This is a genomic window from Agreia sp., assembly GCF_964263775.1.
Classification (GTDB): domain Bacteria; phylum Actinomycetota; class Actinomycetes; order Actinomycetales; family Microbacteriaceae; genus Agreia.
On sequence record NZ_CAXVWM010000036.1, the window covers coordinates 1 to 22,635 of the forward strand.

Below are 22,635 nucleotides of genomic sequence, written 5' to 3' on the forward strand. Positions count from 1 at the left end.
TCGAGCGTCATCCCCTCGCGCGAACACGACGAAGACCAGCCCGAGTGCCACGCCGATCAGCCCCGGAACGAGGAACAGGAGAAAATTGTTGGTGACGAACCCCGCTGCCAGCCCGACGCCGACGACAGGAGCGACGAGCTGCACGAAGCCGGTGAAGCCCGAGACGCGGCCGCGCTGCGATTCAGGCAGACGATCAGCGGTGACGTTGACCAGCCCGGTGAGCGCGTTGCCGAATCCGAGTTGAGCGAGCGCCCAGCCCACGCCGAGCACGGCGATGCTCGGCGCCGACGCCATGACGATGAGCGAGGCGAGCCCGATGAGACTTCCGATCAAGATGAACGGCCTCCGGCGGCCGAGCCGGGATCGGGTGCCATCACTGATGACGCCGACCAGCGGAATCGAGACCAGGGCCACTATCGAGCCGACGCCGATGATGTAGCCGAGATATTCGGGATGCTGGGGGTCGAGCTGTTCCACCCGCACCGCCAGCGAGATTCCCACGGGGGCGATGAATGCGAGGTACAGGCCGAACGTGCTCAAGACCAGCAGCCAGATGAAAGATGCGCTGACCTTCGGCATTCCTGGTGCGCCGACGATGGCGGTGCCCTGGGCCAACCCGGGAACCGCGACCGCGGACAGCGCATTGTCTGCGACAGGGTCCCCTGCTGCCTCGCGGCCGGGCGACTGTTCCGCATCCACCATGAGGTCCTCCTCGACCCAAATCACGAGAGGTTCATCTCTCGTGAAGACCGAACCTAGCACGAAAATCGCGTTGTGATGGTAATTTCATTTCGAATCCGTTCGGTAGGCGTGCGGTACCGTTGAAAGCGTTCACACAGAGCGGGTGAAGCGAATCGAGGATGCCGTGTCAGCTGGCTCAGGCGTTCGTGGGGAATACGCGAAATCGGCGCAGGTGAGAAAACGCATCGTGGATGCGGCGACCGAGGAGTTCGCGGAGTCGGGCTTCCGTGCCGGAACGATGAAGAACATCGCCGAACGCGCCACAATCAGTCAGCGTGGGCTTGTGCACCACTTCGCCAGCAAAGAGGAGCTATTGCTGGAGGTGTTGGAGGTTCGCGCTGCGGAGAGCGCCCAGCTGATGCTCTCGAGCGACCCGCGAGACGTACTCCGAAGTGTCGTCGACGTCATGGTCGACAACGCACGCCGACCCGGGCTCGTCGAGCTGCACACCGTTCTGTTCGCTGAGGCGACGTCCTCCGAGCACCCTGCACATGCCCACCATGCGCATCGGCTGCAGCTCTGGCGCGACTACCTCACCAGTGTCTTCGAGACCCTGCACCGAGAAGGAGCCTTGGCGCCGGGCCTCGATCCAGAGGTGGTGGCGACGACGCTGGTCGCGGTGCAGGACGGCGTCCAACTGCAGTGGCTCTACCATCCCGAAAAAATCGACATGGCGGGCGCCGTGCACGACTATCTTGCGAGCATTGTGCCCGGGTGGAGCCGTTCCTCGGTCGTGTAAAAGTGCGACAGGTGAACGGGCGCCGTGATGGCCGGTTTGCCTAGTCGCGCAGCATCCGCACGGCCTCGGCGGTCGCGTGAGCTATTCGGTCCGGGGTGAAGTTCTCCACGGATTTTCTGCCGGCGTCGGCGATTCGCTGCCGCAGGTCGGCCGAGTCGATGAGGCGGGCGAACGCGCGCGACAACGCGACGGCGTCTCCGGGCGGCACCATCAGGCAGTCGAGATCGTCTGTGCAGAAGTCGTCGTATCCGCTTCCGCTCGTCACGACCAAGGGCGCGCCGACGGCCTTCACCTCCAGGGCGACGTTGCCGAAACCCTCCCACAGAGATGGGCACGCGACCAGCGTCGCTGCGCGCATGGCCTCGACGAGCGGTGCACTGGCCAGGTGGCCCAAAAAGGTCACCTGGTGGCGAAACGCTTCTGCGACGCCACCGAGCAGATCCTGCCGCGTCGGTTCGAATGCGCTGTCGCCGGATGCGCCGCAGAGAACAAGTCGAGCGTTCGGATGGGCGGCGAGCAGCTCAGTGAAGGCGGCCATGGCGACGGCGACGCCCTTTTTCACCTCGAGTCGGCCGACGAAGAGAACCACGGGAGACACGTCGTCGACCGAAGGCCATCCTGCCGGCAGCTCGGGAGTCGATGGGCGCGACGTGATCGCCCGCACGTCGACGCAGTTGCCGACGATGATCGACGGAGGAAGGCGACCGACATGCTCCTCGTTCCAGGCGAGCACGGCGCGCGAGATGGAAACGAGGCCTCGAGATCGGCGGATCTGCCGTGTCTCCATCCTGTCTTGCACCCATCTGCTGAGACGCATCCGGGCGGGCAGGTCTCGGTTTTTGCGAGCCGCGATCCAGTCCCCCAGCCGAAGTCCGGTCGCAAGATTCGTGATGACCGCGGCTCGACGCGGAATAAGGGCAGCAACCCCCGCCCATTCGGGCACGAAGACCACGTCGGGTTGATTGCTCGACCAGTAGCGCCGAAAGATCGCAGCGCGAACCAGGGGTCGGAGAAACGGAGGAATGAAGCGGAGACCGTGGGTGCCGACCAGGTCGATGTTCTTCGGCAGCTGCGTCGTCTCGATTGGTTCGTCTGTGAACAGAACAACTCGAATGGAATGCTCCTGTTGGGCCAGCGCCGCGAGAAGCGCCGCGTAGTGCGTTCCGATCCCCCCGGTGTAGCCGGTGACGCCGGCGAACTCGGTCAACCCCACCAGCCAGGTCATCGGCTCAGGCATCGGCGCCGAGCCGAGCGTTCATCGAGATCACGAGTCCACGATAGAGCGGCCGTATTCGGCTCGTCTGCGTCTTGCGTTACTGGCAAGGTGACATGTCTTACAGCACAAAGGCACCTAGCGTGGTGAGCATGACAATTCCGCAGACGCATGACCGCCTGAATTCCGATTTCGGCCTCGCCCCCTCCACCGCTGCACAAGGGGACGCCGTCGACGACACGGCCGATGTCGGCGTGGACGCGGTCGATGTCGTCGTGGTCGGAGGGGGAGCCGCTGGACTGGCCACGGCCGTCGCACTCGCTCGGTCGCGCCGCAACGTCATCGTCGTCGACGCGGGCCAGCCGCGCAACGCCGGGGCAGACGGTGCCCACAACGTGCTCGGGCAGGAGGGCGTCCCTCCCCTGGAGCTGCTTGCTCGCGGCCGGGCAGAAGCCGAGGGCTACGGCGTGCGCATCCTGAACGGCGTCGTGACCGGCGCATCCGGTGTCGTCGACGATTTCACCGTCGAGATCGACGGCGGCGAAACCCGGGTGAGGGCACGTCGCGTCGTGCTGGCGACGGGCCTGGTCGACGACCTGCCCGACGTGCCGGGGGTACGCGAAGCGTGGGGTCGCAGTGTGCTGCACTGCCCGTTCTGCCACGGCTGGGAGGTGCGCGACCAGCGCATCGCCGTGCTCGGCCGCAACGAAGGCGCGCTGCACCAGGTGATGCTGTTCCGCCAGCTCAGCGACGACGTCACCCTGTTTCTGCACGACGCGCCCGAGCCGAACGATGAGCAGTGGGAGCAGTTGGCTGCGCTCGGGGTGCGCGTCGTGACGCCGCGCGTGCAGCGGCTTGTGGTCGACGGGTCGCAGGTACGTGCCGTCGAGGTCGAGGGCGGCCGGTCGTTCGACGTCGATGCGGTGGTCGTCGCGCCCCGATTTCTCGCGCGCACCGAGCTGTACGAGGCGCTCGGCGGCCAGCGGATGCTCACTCCGTTCGGCCAGCAGGTCGACGCCGACCCGCGGGGCGCGACTGCGGTGCCCGGGGTGTACGTCGCCGGAAACACGGGCCAGCCCATGGCGATGATCGCGGTCGCAGCCGGATCGGGCCTGATGGCGGGAGCGGCCGTTCACGGCGACCTCGCCGCCGCCGACCTGGCGCGAGCCGTGGAGGAGCGGAGGCGCGCAGCCTGACGCGTGGCCTGACGCGTGGGCTGGCGCGCATCCATCCGTCGCGAAAGCACCTTCTCGCGGGCGGGAACGACGTTTCGCGACGGATCGATGCGGCCGCCGCCCCGGCGCGGCGCCTTATTTTGCAGAGCACTTGCCTTTTTTCATTGCAGCGCATAAATTCTGAGAGGCGCAATCGTTTATGCGCTGCAATTCTGCACTCTGGACGCTGCTCGTCACCGACGACAGCGGCACTCAATGGCGAAGTCCTGGAGGACAACATGATGGATCGACGAAGAATCGCGACAGTGGCGGCAATCGCCGCCGTGTCCGCCCTGCTCCTGACCGGATGCGGCCGGGGCGACGGCGGAAAGACGACGGAGCAGACCGAAGGCGCGGCCGCGGGCGACGGCAAAGCGAGCGGCACCGTCGTGATGTGGGCCCAGGGAGCCTCGGGGGAGGCGCTGCCGGAACTCGTGAAGGAGTTCGAGGCCGACAACCCCGACGTGACGGTAGAGGTCACGGGCATACCGTGGAGCGCGGCTCACCAGAAGTACCAATCGGCGATCGCGGCCGGCACGGTGCCGGACGTCGCCCAGATGGGTACGACCTACATGGCCGACTTCGCCTCTGCGTTCGAGGCGCCCGCGTCAGACATCGACACGAGCGGCATCTTCGAGAGCGCGAACGACGCCGCCGTCGTCGACGGCACGACGGCGGGCATCCCGTGGTACGTCGACACCCGCGTGATCTTCTACCGTACCGACCTCGCAGAGCAGGCCGGCATCACCTCCGCTCCCGAGACCTGGGATGACTTCACCGCGCTCGCGAAGGCCTACCAGTCCTCCGCCGGCGCCGAATGGGGCGTCCGCCTGCCCAGCGGCGGAACCGACTCGTTCCAGGCCTTCCTCCCCTTCGCCTGGTCTGACGGCGCCACCCTCATGAACGATGAGCAGAGCGAGTGGACCCTCGACAGCCCCGAGATGGTAGAGGCACTGACCTCGTACCAGAAGCTGTTCACCGACGGTGTCGCCGACCCGAATGCCTCGACCGAGGCCGGCGCGACCGAATCGAACTTCGTCAGCGGTAACACGCCGATGCTGATCGGCCCGCCCCAGGAGATCGGACTGTTGAACGCCGCGGGCGGCGAGGGCTTCGACAGCAAGTACGCCGTTGCCCGCATTCCCTCGGCCGAGAGTTCGACGTCGTTCGTGGGCGGATCCGACCTGGTCGTGTTCAACAAGGCGAAGAACCCCGAGGCCGCGAGGCTGTTGGTGAAGTGGCTGACCGAGAAAGAGACTCAGGCGTCGTTCTACGAGCTCACCGGCAATCTGCCCGCCGTCGAAGAGGCGTGGGACGACCCGAGCATCTCCAGCGACGCGAAGCTCGCCGTGTTCCGCGACCAGCTCGGCGACGCGAAGTCGCCGCCCACGAATACCGCGTGGATCGAGGTCTCCGCCGGCGCAGACACCGTCTTCGAGCAGGTGGTCAAGAACGCCGTCACCCCGGAGGCCGCCGCCAAGGCGCTGCAGGACCAAGCGGCCGGCATCGGAATCGGCAAGTAGTCGTGACGGCAACCCTGACCTCTCCGCCTGCGGCATCCAGCAGGCGGAGAGGGGGGCAGCGCCGCTCCATCACCGGTCAGAACCGGGTCGCATGGACGTTCGCTCTGCCCTTCATGATCGTCTTCACGATCTTCATGCTCATCCCGCTGGCGGCATCGTTCGCGATGTCTTTCACAGACCTCACCAGTGCAGACACAGACAACGTCTTCGGCGTGAATTTCGTGGGTCTCGAGCAGTACATCGCGCTGTTCCAGAACCAGCAGTTTCTGCGGTCGATGCTCAACACCGCATACTTCGTGGTGATCGGCATTCCGCTGACCCTGGTCGTCGGGCTCGCGCTCGCGGTCGCCCTCAACAGCGGAATCACCCGATTCCGCACGGCCTTCAGGGTCGGTTTCTACATCCCCGTCGTCACGAGCATCGTCGCCGTCGCCGTCGTCTGGCGTTTCATCCTGCAGGACGACGGGCTGATCAACAGCGGTCTCGCGCTCGTCGGCGTCGACGGGCCGGACTGGCTGCACGACCCCGTGTGGGCGATGCCCGCGATGATCCTGCTCGCGGTGTGGCGCAATGCCGGCACCATCATGATCATCTGCCTCGCCGGGCTGCAGAACATCTCGTCCGAGGTGTTGGAGGCGGGAATGATGGACGGCGCCTCTGCGTGGACGCGCTTCACCAGGATCGTTCTGCCGCTCATGCGCCCGACGCTTCTTCTCGGCGCGATCCTGCTCTCGGTCGGCTACCTGCAGTTCTTCGACGAGCCCTTCGTGATGACGCAGGGCGGGCCGCTCGGCTCGACCCTCTCGGTCACCTACTTCACCTTCAATCAGTTCGGGTTCGGCAAATACGGATACGCATCGGCGGCCAGCTATGTGCTGTTCGTCGCCATCGCGTTGCTCAGCCTCATCCAATTCCGCGTCCTGCGATCGAAAGACTGACTATGACCGACACCAGCGTCGCTCCGCTGCGCCGACCCTTTCGGGGCCGATCCTCCCGCATCGCCCGCATCGCCACCTACACGGTGCTCGTCGTCGCGGTGATCATCACGCTGCTGCCGTTCGTGTGGATGCTCCTGGGTTCGTTCAAAGACCAGGGCGAGATCCTCCGCAACCCCCGCGGCTGGTTGCCCGAGGCCCCCACCCTCGACAACTACGTGCGCTGGTTCGGTGACCTGCATATCGGCGACTTCTTCGTGAACTCCCTCGTCGTCGCCCTTCTGACCGTCGTCGGCAACCTCGTATTCTGCTCGATGGTCGGCTACGCATTGGCCAAGATGACCTTCATCGCAAAGAAGCCACTTCTGGCGCTCGTACTGGTGACCCTCATGGTTCCCCACGTGGTCACGTTCGTTCCCTTGTTCGTGCTGGTCAGCAACCTCGGGATGTCCAACTCCTATCAAGCTTTGATCCTGCCCTTCCTCACGGCCCCGATCGGCGTGTTCCTCATGCGCCAGTTCATCGGCGAGGTGCCGGATTCGCTGATCGAGGCGGCACGCATCGACGGCGCCAGTGAGGCCGGAATCTTCATCCGCATCATCCTGCCGCTGCTGGGCCCGCCGCTCGCGACGCTGGGCATCCTGACGTTCCTGACCTCCTGGAACAACTTCCTCTGGCCTCTGGTCGCTGCCCAGACAGAAGACAAGTACACCCTGCCTGTCGCTCTCGCCCTGTTTTCGCAGGGAGAGAACGCGACCGACTACGGCCTGCTCTTAGCCGGTTCGGTTCTCGTGATCGCGCCGATCATGCTGTTCTTCATCGCCCTGCAGCGCTTCTTCCTCCAGAGCGTCGCATCCGTCGGCATCAAGTAAATCCTCCACCGCCTCCCTCCTCACCGCACACGAAAGCCTTTTCATGACCGACGCCTCCCGCACCATCCGCCCCGATGACACCACCCCCGAGATCGAAGCGACCCTGCAGAAGAAGCTCGCCGCCCTCCCGCTCGAGAAGAAAGTCGCCCTGCTCACGGGAGGAGACTTCTGGGGAACGCTGCCCCTTGCCGAGATCGGTCTCCAGCGGATGGTGCTCTCAGACGGCCCCGCCGGCGTTCGTGGCGCCAGCTGGGACGAACGGGATCCGTCACTGAATCTGCCGAGCGGCACCGCGCTGGCCGCGACCTGGGACGTCGAGCTGGCCCACCAGTACGGCGAGACCCTCGCAGGGGAGGCTCAGCGCAAGGGAGTCGACGTCGTGCTCGGCCCGACGATCAACCTGCATCGCTCTCCCCGTGGCGGACGCCACTTCGAGGCCTTCTCCGAGGACCCTCTGCTCTCGGGCGAGATCGCCATCGCCTACACGCGAGGGCTGCAGGGGCAGGGCATCGCCGCCGTCCCGAAGCACTATGTCGGCAACGACTCCGAAGACGAGCGCTTTCACGTCGACGTGCTCATCGACGAGAAGACGCTGCGAGAGCTCTACCTCGCCCCCTTCGAAGCCGTGGTCACCCGCGGCAACGCCTGGGGCGTCATGTCGGCCTACAACAGGGTCAATGGAGTGACCATGTCTGAGAGCCCCCTCCTCGAGGACCCCCTCGCCACGGAGTGGGGTTTCGACGGGCTCGTCATCTCCGACTGGACCGCTGTGCGCACGACGGTCGAATCGGCGCGCTCCCGCCAAGATCTGGCCATGCCCGGTCCGACCGGCCCGTGGGGAGAGAAGCTGGTCGCGGCCGTGCGCGCCGGCCAGGTCGCCGAGAGCGATGTCGACGAGAAGGTCTTGCGCATCCTGCGTCTCGCCTGGCGGGTCGGTGCTCTGGACGGAGCGTCGGCACCGGTACGAGCGTCGATCCAGACCCACGATCCGGTCGCGTTCGCCCGCTCAGCCGCCGCCGCTGGAATGGTACTGCTGAAGAACGAGCCGGCCGAACTGCCCTGGGCCGTGGCACCGTCGCGGATCGCCGTCGTCGGAGAGGCCGCCGCCCACCCCCGAACCCAGGGTGGCGGCAGCGCGTTCGTCGTCGCCGACCACGTCGTCACCCCGCTCGACGGCCTGCGCAGCGCTCTGCCCTCCACCGAGATCGACCACCGGCCCGGTGTCGCGGTCATCCGAGGGCTCGTCCCCTTCTCGCTCGACGACCTCGTCAACCCGGTCACCGGCGCCCCGGGAGTTCGAGTGCGCTTCATCGACGCCGACGGTGCGGACGTGCTCGTCGAAGACCGCCGATCGGCCCACCTCGTCTGGACAGGCGGCGTCCCTGAAACCGCGGTCACGCTCGAAGTGACCACGTCATTCCGCCCCGCCGGCTCGGGGGTCGTCGAACTGGGGGTCGAGACCATCGGCTCAGTCGAGGTGTTCGTCGGCGGCGACCGGCTCATCGACGGCCGGCTCTCCTCTCTCGACGATGCGATGGGAACCGGGCTCCTCGCCCCACCGCGCCTGAGCGAGAATGTCACCGTCACCCACGGCCACGACGTGCAGCTGCGTGTCGTCAACGACCTGGCCAGCCGAGGCCACCTCAGCAACGCCGCCTCGATCTCGTTCGGCCTGGTCGCGTCAGACACCGACGACGACGCGCGCATCGCCGAGGCGGCCGAGGCCGCAGCGGCTGCCGATGTGGCCGTCGTCATGGTCGGCACGACCAACCGAGACGAGAGCGAAGGGCGCGATCGCATTTCGCTCTCCCTACCCGGACGGCAGGACGAGCTCGTGGCCGCCGTGGCCGCGGCCAACCCGCGCACGATCGTCGTCGTCAACGCCGGAAGCCCCGTGCTGATGCCCTGGCGCTCCGACGTCGCAGCAATCCTGCTGACCTGGTTTCCCGGCCAGGAATTCGGCGACGCTCTCGCAGACGTTCTGACCGGCGCACAGGAGCCTGGCGGACGCCTCCCCTCGACCTGGCCCGCGGAGGAGGCCGACGTTCCCGTGCTCTCGACGACGCCCACTGCCGGCGAACTCGCCTACGACGAGGGCATCCACATCGGCTACCGCGCCTGGGCTCGAGCCGAAGCGGTGCCGGCCTATCCCTTCGGCTTCGGTCTGTCTTACGCCACCATCGACCTCGTCTCGACGACGGTCGTCGGCCACATCGACGACAGCCCCGGAAGCGTGCAGGCCGTGCTGCGCAATCGAGGCGAACGAGCAGGCAAAGAGGTCGTGCAGGTGTATCTCTCTCGAGAAAACTCCGCGGTCGAGCGGCCGCGGATCTGGCTGGCCGGCTTTGTTGCCGCACACCTCGATGCCGGCGAGGAGCTCTCGGTGCGCATCGACCTGCCCGGGGAGGCGTTCCGACACTGGGATGCCGGCTGGAAGACTGAACCCGGCGCCTTCACGGTGCACGTGGGCACCTCGATCGAGCAGCAGACGGCGGTGGGAACGATCGAGATCGCCGAGCGAGTATCGTCATTGGCGGGCCGCGACTGATCACAACGACCGTCGTCGTGGAACGGTCGAGAGAAAGGGCACCCGGATGGCGAAGCGCCCCACGGTGTACGACGTCGCAGAGGCAGCGGGAGTGTCGATCGCGACCGTCTCGCTCGCGTTCCGGCGGCCCGCGAAACTGCGACCAGCGACGGTCGAGGTCGTGCACACAACCGCGCGCCGCCTCGGCTACGTGCCCAGCGCCTCGGCCCGCGGCCTCGCCGCTGGCCGCACCGGCGTTCTCGGACTCATCTCGTGGGACCTGTTCGCGTCGACGCCCGCGAACTCGGACATGTTCAGCAACAGCACCCTCCGCGATTTTCCTCGGTACGTCGACGAAGTTCAGCGGGGAGTCGAGATCGCAAGCTGGCGCAACGGTTACGCCCTGCTCGTCGGAGGAGGCAATCACCGCAACAGCGAAGCGATGATCATCGACATCGCCGGCAGGACAGACGGGCTCGTCGTCCTCCCGCACACCATGGGGGCTGAGACGCTCATCCCGATCTCCGAAAGAGTGCCCGTCGTCATCGTCTCCGAGTTCGAGGGCACAGAGAATCTCAATCGGGTCATCATCGACAACGATGGCGGAATGAGAAAACTCGTCGAGCACCTCGTCGAAGAGCATCACGCGCGCAAATTCGTCTTCGTCGGAAACACGGATTCCGTCGAATACGGCGCGCGCTGGAACGTCTTCTGCTCCACTCTTGTCGAAAACGAGCTGCAGCCTCCGTCGGCGCCGCTCCCCGGACCGGAAAGCGTGGCAGCCGGCCTCCACGAGGAGTCGCGCACCGCCGAACTGCCCGACGCCTTCGTCTGCCGAAACGACGCCGACGCGCTGAACCTCATCGACGCGCTCCGAGAGCGAGGTATTCGAGTGCCCGAAGACGTCATCGTGACCGGATTCGACGGCATCGCGGCCGGCCTGGTGTCGGAGCCGACCCTCACGACCGTGCGACAGCCCATGCAAGCACTCGGAGAGACCGCGATCGAGGTTCTCATGCTCCAACTCAACGGATCCACCGTGCCGGAGACGCGCTACCTGCCCACCCGCTTCGAGGCGCGAAGCAGCTGTGGATGCCGAGAGTGATGCTCGTTTCGATGCCCCGCCGGGGTGCGAGTGTCAGGCGGCAGCGGTCGGCGTTCGGGGCCGGATGCGGATGCCGCCTGGCCGGGGCGGGCGGCGATCACCGCGAGGGGCGGACTCGTCGGCGGTGGCCGCGATTCACCGATCGAGACGAGGAGTCGCAATGGCGAGCAGTCTGGCTTCGCGACGCGTGTCCTCGATCACGGCGAGTGCCTCTGGTGCGTTCGGATCCGTGTGTGCCGCCAGGCTCCTTCGGGTGACCGGGATCAGCGCGGTCGCCGCGCCGACGGCAGCAGCGATCAGGCGGGGCATCCGGTACGGCAGCATGGCGCCGCGGTGGCGGCCGAGGTCGACACCGCGAGCCTCGATGACGGGCAACAGCTCGCGAGTCGTCAAAAACGCATCACGGAATGCCCGACGGTCTCCAATCATGTTCGCCAGCGACCCGCTCCGCATTCCCTGAGCGAACATGCCAGCGTCGGCTATGAAGTGGAGCCACAGCCATCCCCGCATGTCCTCCTCCTGACGAACGTCGATGCCCGCTTGCCGGAAGAGCGTGAGGATCTCCTGTTCCCGAGGCCCCGGCGAGGTGTCCGGTGTGCCGAGGATGATGGATGGCAGCAGCGCGCCCCACAGCACACCGTCTGCCCTGAAGCCGCCGCCCGCCTGCGGGAATCCGAATACGAGTCGATCTGCCGGGAGAGGCGAGACCGCAGCGAGTGGCTCCTCCCAGAGGTTGCCGAACACCAGCACTTTCGCCGTGCCCAGTCGAGGAGCCAGGAAGGCGGATGCCTCTGCGAGACGATGATGCCCGACACTGAGCACGATCAGATCGAAGCCGTCGTGCGGGTCGATGGATTCTCGCAGCGAAGTTCGAAAGGTTTCACGAACCCGCCGTCCGAACGGCTTGCGGCGCCCGTCGATCCAGTCGAGCTGCACCTCGTTTCCGTATTCAGCGGCACGACCCGGGCGCACGTAGAACTCGACGTCGTGCCCGGCGGCGTGAAGCACGCGGCCGTAGATCGTCGCGATCGGTCCGCGACCGAACATGAGAATGCGCATGATGGGCTCTTTCTGTAATATGGAACCTGTCTCCAGTTACGAGAATATGGAGACAATCTCCATTTGTCAACGAGAGGTATTACCGTGGCCGGAACACGTGCGCTGCGAGCTGATGCGCGCCGTAACCGGGATGCGATCGTCGCGGCCGCCCGGCGCGTGTTCGACCAGAACGAGCACATGCGCTTCGATGACTTCGCGGCACGCGCCGGCGTGGGGGTGGGCACGCTCTATCGGCACTTTCCCACGCGGGAGGCGCTCGCCGCGGCCGTGTACGAGGGAGAAGTCGCCGCACTCTGCGATCAGGCCCGCGACCCCACGCGGTCGGTCGGCGAGAACCTCGACGCATTCCTGCGTGGTTTCGTGGAGTACGTGGTGGCGCACGCCGGTCTGGCGCGCACGCTCGCGGCTGTCGTGGATCCGGCGGTTCAGGCCAACGGGGGAAGCGAACTCGAGCTCACGGTTGCCGATCTCCTGGCTCGCGCGGCCGTCGACGGAGTGGCCCGTGCCGACGTGACGGCGGGTGCGGTCATGATCGTTCTCCATGGCATCGGATCAGCAACCGACCGGCCGCTCTGGGCGTCGGAATCGCGAGCGGCCGTCGAGATCCTCATCACCGGGCTGAAGGCGGCCTATCCCGCGGCATAGCCGCCCGCTGTCATCGATCCGTCGCAGAACGCTCTTATCCGCGCGGCAGAGAGCATTCCGCGACGGATTGATCGTCGGTCGGGCCCGGTCGGCGCTCGTATCCCCGTTCTCACCCCGGCGCAATCGCCTTCGGGCGCGTTTCGCTTCTGCGCCCGCGACTGCGACCATGGAGACCGTGGACGACTCGGGCGCAGAGGTGAGGCAGGAGTTCGATGGCCGCACCCTCCACTACGGCGAGTTCTACGAGCAGCCGCCGTCGCGCCCGAACACCGACGCCTCCGCCGGAATCGCCGTCGTCATGGGCAACTGCCAGGCCGAGTCCCTGCGCATCATGCTCCACGGCGCCGGGCTGCACACGGTGCGCGTTCCGCCGGTTCATGAGCTGACCGCTGCCGACATCCCGTTCCTTCAGCGCCTCCTCGTACGTGCGACGCTCCTCGTCTCGCAGCCCGTTCGCGACGACTACCACGGCCTGCCGGTGGGCCTGCGCCAGCTGTCGAGCCGACTCGTCGCGGGGGCCCGCGCCATCGCGTTCCCCGTCATCAGGTTCGCGGGCCTGTACCCCGCGCACGCGATCATCAGGCCACCGAGCGACCTGTCGCTGACCCCGCCGATCGTGGCGTATCACGATCTGCGAACGGTGGCCGAGGCATCCGGGGTCGACTCGAGCGCCAGGGCGATCACGCCTCGCATGGTGCGTGCGATCGCCGCCGACTCCATCGGCGAACTGGCTCGGCGCGAAGAAAAGTTCGACACGGTGCGGGTGTCCGACCTGTTCGCCAGCCCCGGCTTCGACCAGCTGCGCACGCTCAACCACCCCGGCAACGTGGTCTTCGCGGCCGTGGCCGAGCGGGTTCGGCATCGCGCGGGCCTCGCCGAGCACATGGTGGATGCCGGACGCCCGCTTCTCGACGGCGTGCACGCCCCGCGCCTGGCCGCGGTCATCGACGCCTATGAGCTCGACGACGTGCCCGGTTCCGACTGGATCGTCGGCGGCGCTTTCGTGCCGGATGCCGTCGTGCGCGAGGCTCATCTCGACTGGTACGCCGAACATCCGGATGCCGTCGAGGCCGGCCTCGCGCGCCACCGCCGCGCCTTGCACATTCTGGCCGACTCGTGATCGTGGCGCGGGTTCCGGCCCTCATCATCACCCCGGATGCGCAGCACGGCGTCTCGCAGTACTCGTCGGCGGTCGCAACCGCGGTCGAGCGGCTCACCGGCGTCTCGCTGCGGCTGCCGAGCGCAGCACTGCGCGGAGATCGCGTTCCCGCGCGCACGCATCTTCACTTCACCGATCGCCTGTGGGGGTCGTCGCCCGAGGATGCCGCCGAGCGCATCGAGGCGATCGCGGCCCGCAGCGCGATCACGGTCACGTTCCACGATGTGCCGCAGGCGTCAGACGGATCGGTGAACTTCGCTCGGCGCAGCGACTGCTATCGACGTGTGCTCGCCGCGTCGCACGGGGCGGTCTTCAACAGCCTGCACGAGGTCGATGTGCTGCGGGGCTTCACCGATCCGGCCGGCCGCGTCCACGTCATTCCCCTGCCGGTCGACCGGCAGGCGTCGGCGCGCGTGCGCCCCGAGTCCGACGGAAACGTCGCCGTTCTCGGCTTCTACTACCCAGGCAAGGGTCACCTCGAGGTGCTGCGCGCGGTCGCCCGCATCGCCGACACGACGTCGCTGCGGCCCGGTCTCTCTTTTCTGGGCCGAGCCTCGGCAGGTCACGAGGGCGATCTCGACCGCCTCGCCTCGCTGGCCGATCGCCTCGGCGTGGCGCTCGAGGTCTCGGGATACCTCGAAGACGACGAACTCATAGAGCGCTCGCGCCGAGCATCCGTCGGCGTCGCGGCGCACCGCCACTTCTCGGCATCGGGCAGCATCAATACCTGGATAGCGGCGGGGAGGAGGCCGCTCGTCGTCGACGGCCGCTACGTTCGCGAGATCGCCGAGCGGCGGCCCGGAACGGTGACCGTTCTCGACAGCACGCGCGACCTCGCGGCGGGCATCGTCGCCGCGCTCGAGAACCCCGGGTCGACGTGGGTTCACGAGAGTGCGGTGACGTCGCCGGACGTCGCCGACGTCGCGTCGGCGTACCTCGCCTGGTGGGAGGGCGTCGAGTGGTGACGCCCGACGCAAACCCGCCTCGCTTCGGCACGGGCATCCGGGGCAATCGCTGGGATTCACTCGGCGAGCAGCAGCCCGCCGTGCTGCCGACCGTGTCGGTCGTGGTCGTTCACTTCGAGCAGCAGGCCGAGCTCGATCGCACCCTCGCAGCTCTCAGCCGGCAGACGTACCCCCGCCACCTCGTCGAGATCATCGTCGTCGACGACGGATCGGCCGAGGCTCCGCGAGTATCGCACGGCGCGCGACTGCTGCGCCAAGACGACCAGGGTTTTCGACTCAGCGCGGCCCGCAACCTCGGTGCGGCCTCCGCGACCGGCGACATCCTGTGCTTTCTCGACGCCGATACGGCGCCCGAGCCCGGTTACGTTCTGGCGCTCACGCGGCTGCCCGCGATCGCGCCCGAGACCGTGACTGTGGCACGGCGGCGGCATACCCGCTTCGACGACGTGCATGCGGATGCGCGCATCGAAGTCGCCGCCCCCCTCGCCGCGCTCGAGGAACCGCGGTGGCTCGCCGACGCGTACGCCGCCTCGCGTAACCTGCTCGACGCAGACGATCGGTCGTTCCGCTTCGTGATCGGCGCGGTGATCGCGTGCTCGCGTTGGTTCTTCGACGAGGTCGGCGGATTCGACGAGTCGTTCACTCACTACGGCGGCGAGGACTGGGAGTGGGCGCACCGCGCGTGGATCTCGGGGGCGGTGTTCGCGCATGTTCCGGATGCCGTGGCCTGGCACGACGGGCCCGACTGGGCGGGACGGTCCGACGACGCGGGCGGCGACGCCGCGGGCGGCGCCGATGCGGCCGGCGCCGATGCGACCGGCAACGGTGCGGGCGCCGACGTGCAGGAGAACCTTCGCCGGCGGCGCAAGAACGGGGAGACGCTGCACCTCGCGCAGACCATCGCCGTTCGGCAATCGTCGCCGCGGGCCGTGCTCATCGCCCGAGTCGACGTCGTGGTGACGGTGACCGCCGCGCTCTCCGACGCGGCGCTTTTCGTGTGTGCCGATTCCATTCTGAGTGCGGTGCCGCACGCGCGCATCGTCGTGCCCGATCCGGCGCCCGAGATCCTGCGCGGCGACCCACGGGTGGTCTCGAGCACGCGCTCGGCCGCCGAGGCGACCGACGCTGCCCGCGTGCGCATCGACATCCAGAACGCCGTTCGGGTTCGCACACCGGATGCGCCGGGCGACAGCCGGCTCGCCTGGGCCGTCGAGACGGTCGGCGTAGGCACCCTCGGCGAGGTCGTCTTCACCGATGCCCACGGCACTTGGCTGCTGACGGTCTCGTCGCGCCGGGCCGCGCTGCGTCGCGCGCGGTGGAGCGACGCCACCCTGTTCGACACCCTCGTCGAAGAGGCGCCGTGGCTTGCGCCGATCACGTCGGAGCCGAGCGTGGCCGCCTATCTCGGCGGGTGGGACTGAGTAGTCCGGGGTGCTCGTTCGACGCGTTTCGGCGGATCAGAGCCCGAGCGGAGAGCCTCCGTTCGCGCTCCATTCGGGCTTTCCTCCCGCTGCGTTCGACGTGATCGTCGTTCCGACGATCACGAAGCGCACCTCTTCGTCGGCCGTCGGGCAGTGCTCCACGCCACGGGGAACCACATAGAGGTCGCCCGCATCGAGGACCACGTCTTTCTCGCGAAGCTGCACCGTCAGGCGACCGCTGATCACCAGGAACGTCTCGTCTTGGTCGTCGTGCGCGTGCCAGCGGGTGGATCCGATTCCTTTGGCGACTTTGAACAGGCTTCCATTCGCCTCGGCCACGGTCTGCTGCGACCAGAATTCGGAGAGCCCATCGAGGGCATCGGATAACGTGATCTTGTCGGTCATGAGCCCACGTTATGGCTCGACCGTCGAAATCGTGAGTGGTAGAAATACCGTATGCCGCAAGAATCCTCCTCAGCTCACGGAACGCCCATACGAGTGGTCTTGCTCGTCGACAACGGATCGAATCCGTTCGAGATGGCGTGTGCCTGCGAGATCTTCGGCGCACGTCGACGCCCCGAGATCGGGTTCGAGCCGTATGAGCTGACCGTCGCATCCCCGACGCGATCCGTCGCCATGCGCGACGGCCTCTTCACGCTCTCGGCGTCTGCCGGCCTCGAAGCGCTCGAGGCGGCCGACACGATCATCGTTCCGAATCGGCCGGATGTCGACGACCCCAGCCGTCCGTCGATCCTTGCCGCGATCAAGGCGGCTCACGAACGCGGTGCCCGCATGGTCGGTCTCTGCACGGGAGCGTTCACGTTGGCCGAGGCCGGCATCCTCGACGGCCGGAGAGCGACCGTGCACTGGCAGCTTGTGAACGAGTTCGTAGCCCGCTTTCCGAAGGTGCATGCGGAGCCGGACGTGCTCTTCGTCGACGATGGCAGCGTGTTGACCTCTGCGGGCAGCGCCGCCGCCCTGGATCTCGCTCTTCACATCGTGCGCCTCGACTACGGAGCCGAGGTTGCGAACCACGTCAGCCGGCGGCTTGTGTTCAGCTCGTTTCGAGACGGCGGCCAGCGACAGTTCGTCGAACGGTCGATACCCGCGGCCGTGGAATCGCCCCTGGCAGCCACCCTCGCGTGGGCCCAGAACCGCCTTGATCAGAGGATCACGGTGAAGAACCTGGCCGACCACGCCCACACGAGTTCCACCACGCTGCATCGGCAGTTTCAGGAGCAGTTGGGAACGACGCCGCTCGCCTGGCTCACCACGCAACGCGTGGAGTTCGCCAGGCGCCTCCTCGAGCGCCCCGATGTGCCGCTGAACGTCGTCGTCGACCGTTCAGGGCTGGGAACCGCGGCGAATCTTCGATCGCTCATGCATCGACACGCGGGTGTGAGCCCCAGTTCGTACCGTCGGCGGTTTGCGAGCAAGCTCGCCGGAGCCGGGAGCTGAAGCGTGCTCCCGCGGTCGCGGCGCTTGTCGGCGGATCAGGTCGAGGGGTCGGCGGATCAGGTCGGCAGGTCGGCGGCCGTGTGCAGAACTTTTGTTCTGGCTTCGACCACGACGACGACGGCGCCGCCGGCAACGAACACCACCAGAAATACGATGGGGAGCAACTGAGCGGCGAGGATGGACGCCGGCAAGAACAGCGCGGCGACGATCAGTCGAACGAGCAGTATGCGTTTCGTCATCCGATACCAGATGGCCGCCGTCGTGGCGAGCACGACGGAACCACCCGCTCCGATGCTGAGGGCGCCGAACAGTCCGAGCGGCTCGGTGTCACCGATGTGCGCAATCGTCGATTCGATTCCCGCGGCAGTGAGGATGATCCCGGCGACAATCGGAAAGTGACCGAAGGTGTATACGTGTGTCGCCGCGTCGAGTCGGAATCGTCCGGTGAGCGCGGCGAGGGCGGCGTGCACGGCAGGGCTGAACCTGTGAAAGTACGTCCACCAGATGATGAAGTTGCCGGCAACGACGAGGAAGACGGCGGCGATGGACAGGGCATCCACGGGAACGTCGCGAAGCCCCACCCCGGTTGAGATCGTCGACTCGCCCAGGGCGAGAATCACGACCAGTCCGAACCGTTCTGCCGCGTGTGCAGGCGACGTCACCCGAAAGTCACCGCGTCTCGACGTGAAGAAAACGGCTGCGGCGTCATAGAGCAATGCGGCCAGCCAGAACCAGGCCTGCGCCGGGCCGCCGAGAACTGCCCCGATCACGAGCAGCACGGTCATCGGTGCGACGGCGATCGCGCTGGTGAGAAGCAACTGGCGCTTCAGGCAGATGTCGTCGCGGGCCGCGACCAGATACAGGGCGACGTTGACGATTCTCACGCCGACATAGGCGGCGACCAGCACGAAGGGCTCCGGCCGTGGCCCGCCCTCCTCAGCGAAGGCCTGCGGAATCGCGAAGCCCACCACGAACATCAGTGACGCGGCGCCCGCGAGCGAGAGGGGCATTGTTCCTCGGTCGGCGAAGGCCTGATTGCCCAACCACGCGTAGGCGACCCAAGACCACCACAGCAGTCCGAGGATGATCATCGCCTGAAGCACGTCGATCATCGAGTGGTCATGCGAGATGGTCTGGGTTACCTGGGTGAAGGCGAACACGAAGACCAGGTCGAAAAACAGCTCGAACTGCGTCACCGGATGGTCGCCGGTGGCGACCCGAACTGAACCCAGAATGCGCGACGTGCGTTCCGAGCGCGCGTGCTGTTCGTTCGCCATAGCGCCTTTTCTATTGCACCGTCCGCTAAGACGCGAGGCCGCGGTCGATGATGCTGGTTCCTGCCGCGAGAATCGCCTCGCGGGCGGGCCTCGGAGTGATGCCGAGAATGTGTCGGGTCTTCTCGGAGGATACCCGCTTCACGTAGCCGAGGTCGGCGGCAACGGACTTGTATTCGTCGAGGAACAGCGCGGAGGCCCTGACGACGATGTTGGGGATCGACCGCGTCGGAACCTTCGAGGCCCCCGCTCCGAGTTCGCGCCTGAGGATCGCGCCGATCTCCTTCATGGCGATCGCGGGTTCGCCCGTGGTGACGAGGAATCGCTCACCCGCTGCATCGTCGGCCGTCATGGCCGCGATGTGCACGGCCGCGACATCCCTGACGTCGACGATGGGCACGAACATGTCGGGGTAGCCGGGCATCTGGCCGTTGAGACTGTTCTGAATGATGTGGTTCGCACCGGAGATGTCGTCGCCCATGATCGGACCCATCACGGCGACGGGCAGGATCGTCGTCAGTTGCAGACCGCGTCCTTCTTCGGCGATGAAGTCCCACGCGGCCCGTTCGGCCAGAATCTTGCTTCGGCCGTAGGCATCCACGCCCGGCCCGTTCAGCGGTGACCAGTCGGCCTCGGTGAAGACGCGGTCGATGTGGCCGTGGCCGAACCCCACGGCGTGGAAAGCCGATGTGAGCACCACTCGGCGAACATCGGCATCGCGCGCTGCACGCAGAACTCGCAGTGCGCCGTCACGAGCGGGAGCGATGACGTCGTTCTCGTCTCTGACCTTGCCGGTGTGAATCGGCGACGCGAGGTGGAGAACGTAGTCCATCCCGGCTACAGCAGCGGCCCATCCGGCGTCATGCATGAGGTCTGCTTCGACGAATGTCAGGGCATCGTCTCGGGTGACGCCGGAGTCGCGGAGGATGGCCCGAACCGCGTCCTCCTTGGCGAGCGACCGGATCGTGGAACGAACCGTGTGACCCTGATCGAGGAGTCGGGTGATGACGTGGCCGGCGATGAAGCCGGAGCCGCCGGTGACCAGAACGTGTGACATGACAACCTTTCGTAACGCGAGCGTGGCGTGTTGTGACGATCCTGCCCGCGTGGCCCACGATCACCCAGACCCCTGCTGATACTGGTACTGAGAGGGTCCACCCTGTTCTTCTCGTACGTCGTTAGTGTGATCGTCATGACCGACGACCCGAACATCTTGGGCAGCTACCTCCGAGCCCGCCGCGAACTGGTGACTCCCGAGCAGGTTGGAATTCCCGTTCTCGGCACCCGCCGCGTGCCCGGGCTGCGTCGCGAAGAGGTCGCGATGCTCTCGGGCATCAGCGCGGAGTACTACCTGCGTCTCGAACAGGGTCGTGACCGCCATCCCTCGGCTCAGGTACTCGAGGCGATCGCCCGAGTCCTACGTCTCGACGACGACACGTACCTCCTCAGCCTCGCAACGCCACAGCCGCGCCGGCAACGCGCGAAGGTACGCCGCGAGGTGCTTCCCCCGAGCACCGCCCGTTTCATCGCCGAACTGCCGTTCCCCGCGTTCGCGGAGGGGAGACACCTCGATGTCCTTGCCGCCAACTCGCTGGCGTCCGCGATCTCGCCGCGCCTTTCGACTGGAGGCAATCGACTGCGCGACGTGTTCCTCGACGAGGCGGAACAGGATCTCTTCGAAGACTGGGAGCGAGCGGCCGCCGCGCTTCTCGCCGGTTTTCGCAGGGCAGTGGGCAGCAGCATCGACGACCCTCGCGTTGTCGAGCTCGTTGGAGAGTTGTCGCTGGTCAGCCCGCAGTTTCGCCGCATGTGGGCACGCCATGACGTCGCCGAACGAGTGGGCGCGAATGTCGTGCTCAATCACCCCGTCGTCGGTCGACTCCGACTCGACCGCGAGAAGCTCGCCATCTCGGGTTCAGAGGGCGTCATGCTCGTGGTCTACCACGCCGAACCCGGCACGGAGGCGGCCGAACGCCTGGCGCTGCTTGCGTCGATGTCGATGTCATCGCGGGCGCCCGCTCACGACGAGCGTGCCTCGGGGGGTCGGCCCGACGCACTGCGGTAGCTGCGCAGGCCGAACGCGACACCGGCCAGGGCCACTGCTCCCCCCAGAAGTGCGAGAGGGGGCGGCGTCTCTCGAAGGACGATCCACGACAGAACCAGCACGACGGCGGGAACCGCGTAGGTCGTAGCGGCGGTGCGACCGGCGCTCATGCGCGACAGCACGTAGCCCCAGGTCGAAAAGGCCACGGCGGTAGGGAATATGCCGAGATAGACGACGGCCAGGATGGAGGACGACGGAGCCGCCTGAAACTCTCGGATGAGTTCGGGGGCGAACGGCAGACAGGCGAGCGTCGCCGCGATGCATCCGACGATGGTCATCGTCGGCACGGTCACGTAGCGCAGCAGCCGTTTCTGCAGAATCGTCGCGCTCGCGTAGATGACCGCGGCGGCGAGGCCGAGAACGATCCCGATCGCATCGACGCGTCCTGTCGAGGTGGCGACCGCGACGACGACGACGCCGAGCAAGGCGACGAGCATGCCGACGATGAGGCGCCGAGGAAATCCCTCACCGAGCAGGAGCCCGGCGAGCACGGCGGTGATCATCGGCGCGATGTTCACCAGCAGGGCGGCCGTGCCCGCGTCGATGTGTCGCTCTGCCGCATTGAGTGCCAGATTGTAGGCGCCGAACCAGGCGACGCCCCACACCACGACGCCCAAGAAGACTTTTGCGGTGGGCGCGCGGTTCGCGTCGTTCTGCGGAGTCGAGCTTCGGGTCTCCCGGCGTCGCAGGCGCATGAGCGATTGCAGAATCGCCAGCGCGACCACCCCGACCGCGATTCTTCCGAGGGTCAGGGGCCCGGGGCTGAAGTCGTCGGCTGCGGCGCGGATAGCGACGAAGGCGGATGCCCACAGAACAATGGTCACCGCGATCGCGCCTCGGAGAAGTATGCGATCGCGCCGACCCGCCAGTGGGGGCGTCGGCGAAACTCGAAGTGTCATGAGTCGATCTTCGCCGCCTCGTTCATGCAGCACCAGTCACGATAACTATCCGAATCTTCAGTTGGACTGTACTGTTGGGCTGTGCTTGACGTCCATCGCCTGCGAGTGTTCCGTTCCGTCGTCGTCAGCGGCTCCGTTGCCGCGGCCGCCGCGAATCTGGGCTACACGCCGTCGGCCGTCAGCCAGCACCTCGCAGCGCTGCAACGGGAGACCGGATTGGTCTTGGTTGAAAAGGCGGGCCGTGGGCTTCGACCGACGCCGGCCGGCCTGGCGGTCTCGGCGCAGGCAGAGGGCGTGCTCGCTCGACTCGGCGAGGCCGAGAGGGCAGTCGCGAATCTGCGGGCCGAGCGAACAGCGAACCTCTCGATCTCGTACTTCGCCTCGGTCGGAACGACCTGGCTCCCCCTGGTGGTGCGCCGCCTTGCACAGGCCCATCCGGAGATAGCACTCGACCTCCGCCTGCTCGAGTATTCAGACGATGACGGCCTCGAACGCCCCGACATCCAACTCACCGTTGGAGACAAAGAATCCTTTAGCGCCTCAGCCGGGTTCGACGTACACCACCTCGCCGACGATCCCTACCGCGTGGTCCTCCCGGCTGCGCACCCCCTGTGCGCGCGCGCCGAAATCGAGCTGGCAGAACTCGCCTCCGAACGCTGGATCGACAACGAAGCGACGTCTGCATGGTGTCGTCGCAACCTCCTCGAGGCGTGCGCGGCGGCCGGTTTCGACCCGGCCTTTCAGGTGGAGGCGCACGACTACACGACCGCGATCTCTTTCGT

Annotated in this window: 21 protein-coding genes; 14 read left to right on the top strand and 7 right to left on the bottom strand. The window is 66.8% G+C overall.

The features are described from left to right. On the bottom strand, positions 1–702 hold a 702-nt coding region (locus ACE5CZ_RS03115; RefSeq protein WP_374945904.1), incomplete at its 3' end, for an MFS transporter. 163 nt (positions 703–865) lie between these two features. Between ACE5CZ_RS03115 and ACE5CZ_RS03120 the strand changes: the two genes are divergently transcribed. Further along, positions 866–1,480: a TetR/AcrR family transcriptional regulator gene (locus ACE5CZ_RS03120; RefSeq protein WP_374945905.1), complete on the top strand. Its 615-nt coding sequence runs from the start codon at positions 866–868 to the stop codon at positions 1,478–1,480. Positions 1,481–1,520: 40 nt separating this feature from the next. Here ACE5CZ_RS03120 and ACE5CZ_RS03125 read toward each other — a convergent pair whose 3' ends face one another. Further along, positions 1,521–2,705, bottom strand: a complete 1,185-nt coding sequence (locus ACE5CZ_RS03125) for a glycosyltransferase family 4 protein (protein ID WP_374945906.1) — start codon at positions 2,703–2,705, stop codon at positions 1,521–1,523. Between the two features lie 140 nt (positions 2,706–2,845). Between ACE5CZ_RS03125 and ACE5CZ_RS03130 the strand changes: the two genes are divergently transcribed. The 6 genes from ACE5CZ_RS03130 to ACE5CZ_RS03155 all read left to right on the top strand — a co-directional run bounded on the left by ACE5CZ_RS03130 (position 2,846) and on the right by ACE5CZ_RS03155 (position 10,869). Beyond that, on the top strand, positions 2,846–3,889 hold the full coding sequence (locus ACE5CZ_RS03130) for an NAD(P)/FAD-dependent oxidoreductase (RefSeq protein WP_374945907.1): 1,044 nt from the start codon (positions 2,846–2,848) through the stop codon (positions 3,887–3,889). Between the two features lie 284 nt (positions 3,890–4,173). Continuing rightward, positions 4,174–5,430: an extracellular solute-binding protein gene (locus tag ACE5CZ_RS03135; protein WP_374945908.1), complete on the top strand. Its 1,257-nt coding sequence runs from the start codon at positions 4,174–4,176 to the stop codon at positions 5,428–5,430. A 2-nt stretch (positions 5,431–5,432) separates the two neighbouring features. Next, positions 5,433–6,368, top strand: coding sequence for a carbohydrate ABC transporter permease (locus ACE5CZ_RS03140; protein ID WP_374945909.1), 936 nt, complete (start codon positions 5,433–5,435; stop codon positions 6,366–6,368). A 2-nt stretch (positions 6,369–6,370) separates the two neighbouring features. After that, positions 6,371–7,237 carry a carbohydrate ABC transporter permease gene (locus tag ACE5CZ_RS03145; RefSeq protein WP_374945910.1) on the top strand — a complete coding sequence of 289 codons (867 nt, stop codon included), beginning with the start codon at positions 6,371–6,373 and terminating at the stop codon, positions 7,235–7,237. A 43-nt stretch (positions 7,238–7,280) separates the two neighbouring features. Continuing rightward, complete coding sequence (locus tag ACE5CZ_RS03150; RefSeq protein WP_374945911.1) at positions 7,281–9,785, top strand: beta-glucosidase; 2,505 nt, start codon at positions 7,281–7,283, stop codon at positions 9,783–9,785. A 46-nt stretch (positions 9,786–9,831) separates the two neighbouring features. Beyond that, entirely contained in the window at positions 9,832–10,869 is a 1,038-nt protein-coding gene (locus ACE5CZ_RS03155) for a LacI family DNA-binding transcriptional regulator (protein WP_374945912.1), read from the top strand. A 135-nt stretch (positions 10,870–11,004) separates the two neighbouring features. Here the strand turns inward: ACE5CZ_RS03155 and ACE5CZ_RS03160 are convergent, their stop codons facing one another. Further along, positions 11,005–11,928 carry a ketopantoate reductase family protein gene (locus tag ACE5CZ_RS03160; RefSeq protein WP_374945913.1) on the bottom strand — a complete coding sequence of 308 codons (924 nt, stop codon included), beginning with the start codon at positions 11,926–11,928 and terminating at the stop codon, positions 11,005–11,007. Positions 11,929–12,012: 84 nt separating this feature from the next. On the opposite strand from ACE5CZ_RS03160, the gene ACE5CZ_RS03165 reads away from it, so the two are divergent. From ACE5CZ_RS03165 to ACE5CZ_RS03180, 4 genes are all read left to right on the top strand, one after another. After that, complete coding sequence (locus ACE5CZ_RS03165; RefSeq protein WP_374945914.1) at positions 12,013–12,573, top strand: TetR/AcrR family transcriptional regulator; 561 nt, start codon at positions 12,013–12,015, stop codon at positions 12,571–12,573. Between the two features lie 166 nt (positions 12,574–12,739). Then, positions 12,740–13,693 (top strand): WcbI family polysaccharide biosynthesis putative acetyltransferase, encoded by a 954-nt coding sequence (locus ACE5CZ_RS03170; RefSeq protein WP_374945915.1) that lies wholly within the window; start codon positions 12,740–12,742, stop codon positions 13,691–13,693. Positions 13,694–13,695: 2 nt separating this feature from the next. Continuing rightward, the gene (locus tag ACE5CZ_RS03175; RefSeq protein ID WP_374945916.1) at positions 13,696–14,697 is read left to right on the top strand and encodes a hypothetical protein; all 1,002 of its coding nucleotides are present in this window, start codon (positions 13,696–13,698) and stop codon (positions 14,695–14,697) included. Next, complete coding sequence (locus tag ACE5CZ_RS03180) at positions 14,694–16,118, top strand: glycosyltransferase family 2 protein (protein ID WP_374945917.1); 1,425 nt, start codon at positions 14,694–14,696, stop codon at positions 16,116–16,118. The genes ACE5CZ_RS03175 and ACE5CZ_RS03180 overlap by 4 nt, the downstream gene beginning before the upstream one ends. A gap of 36 nt (positions 16,119–16,154) precedes the next feature. Here ACE5CZ_RS03180 and ACE5CZ_RS03185 read toward each other — a convergent pair whose 3' ends face one another. Then, complete coding sequence (locus ACE5CZ_RS03185) at positions 16,155–16,523, bottom strand: cupin domain-containing protein (RefSeq protein WP_374945918.1); 369 nt, start codon at positions 16,521–16,523, stop codon at positions 16,155–16,157. Between the two features lie 51 nt (positions 16,524–16,574). Here ACE5CZ_RS03185 and ACE5CZ_RS03190 point away from each other — a divergent pair, with 51 nt between their 5' ends. After that, on the top strand, positions 16,575–17,576 hold the full coding sequence (locus ACE5CZ_RS03190) for a GlxA family transcriptional regulator (RefSeq protein WP_374945919.1): 1,002 nt from the start codon (positions 16,575–16,577) through the stop codon (positions 17,574–17,576). 56 nt (positions 17,577–17,632) lie between these two features. Here ACE5CZ_RS03190 and ACE5CZ_RS03195 read toward each other — a convergent pair whose 3' ends face one another. Beyond that, entirely contained in the window at positions 17,633–18,853 is a 1,221-nt protein-coding gene (locus ACE5CZ_RS03195; protein ID WP_374945920.1) for a low temperature requirement protein A, read from the bottom strand. A gap of 25 nt (positions 18,854–18,878) precedes the next feature. Continuing rightward, on the bottom strand, positions 18,879–19,907 hold the full coding sequence (locus ACE5CZ_RS03200) for an SDR family oxidoreductase (protein ID WP_374945921.1): 1,029 nt from the start codon (positions 19,905–19,907) through the stop codon (positions 18,879–18,881). Between the two features lie 135 nt (positions 19,908–20,042). Between ACE5CZ_RS03200 and ACE5CZ_RS03205 the strand changes: the two genes are divergently transcribed. After that, positions 20,043–20,915, top strand: coding sequence for a helix-turn-helix domain-containing protein (locus ACE5CZ_RS03205; protein ID WP_374945922.1), 873 nt, complete (start codon positions 20,043–20,045; stop codon positions 20,913–20,915). On the opposite strand, the gene ACE5CZ_RS03210 is transcribed toward ACE5CZ_RS03205, so the two are convergent. Continuing rightward, the gene (locus ACE5CZ_RS03210; protein ID WP_374945923.1) at positions 20,870–21,778 is read right to left on the bottom strand and encodes a DMT family transporter; all 909 of its coding nucleotides are present in this window, start codon (positions 21,776–21,778) and stop codon (positions 20,870–20,872) included. The genes ACE5CZ_RS03205 and ACE5CZ_RS03210 overlap by 46 nt on opposite strands. A 156-nt stretch (positions 21,779–21,934) precedes the next feature. On the opposite strand from ACE5CZ_RS03210, the gene ACE5CZ_RS03215 reads away from it, so the two are divergent. Beyond that, on the top strand, positions 21,935–22,635 hold a 701-nt coding region (locus tag ACE5CZ_RS03215), incomplete at its 3' end, for a LysR family transcriptional regulator (protein WP_374945924.1).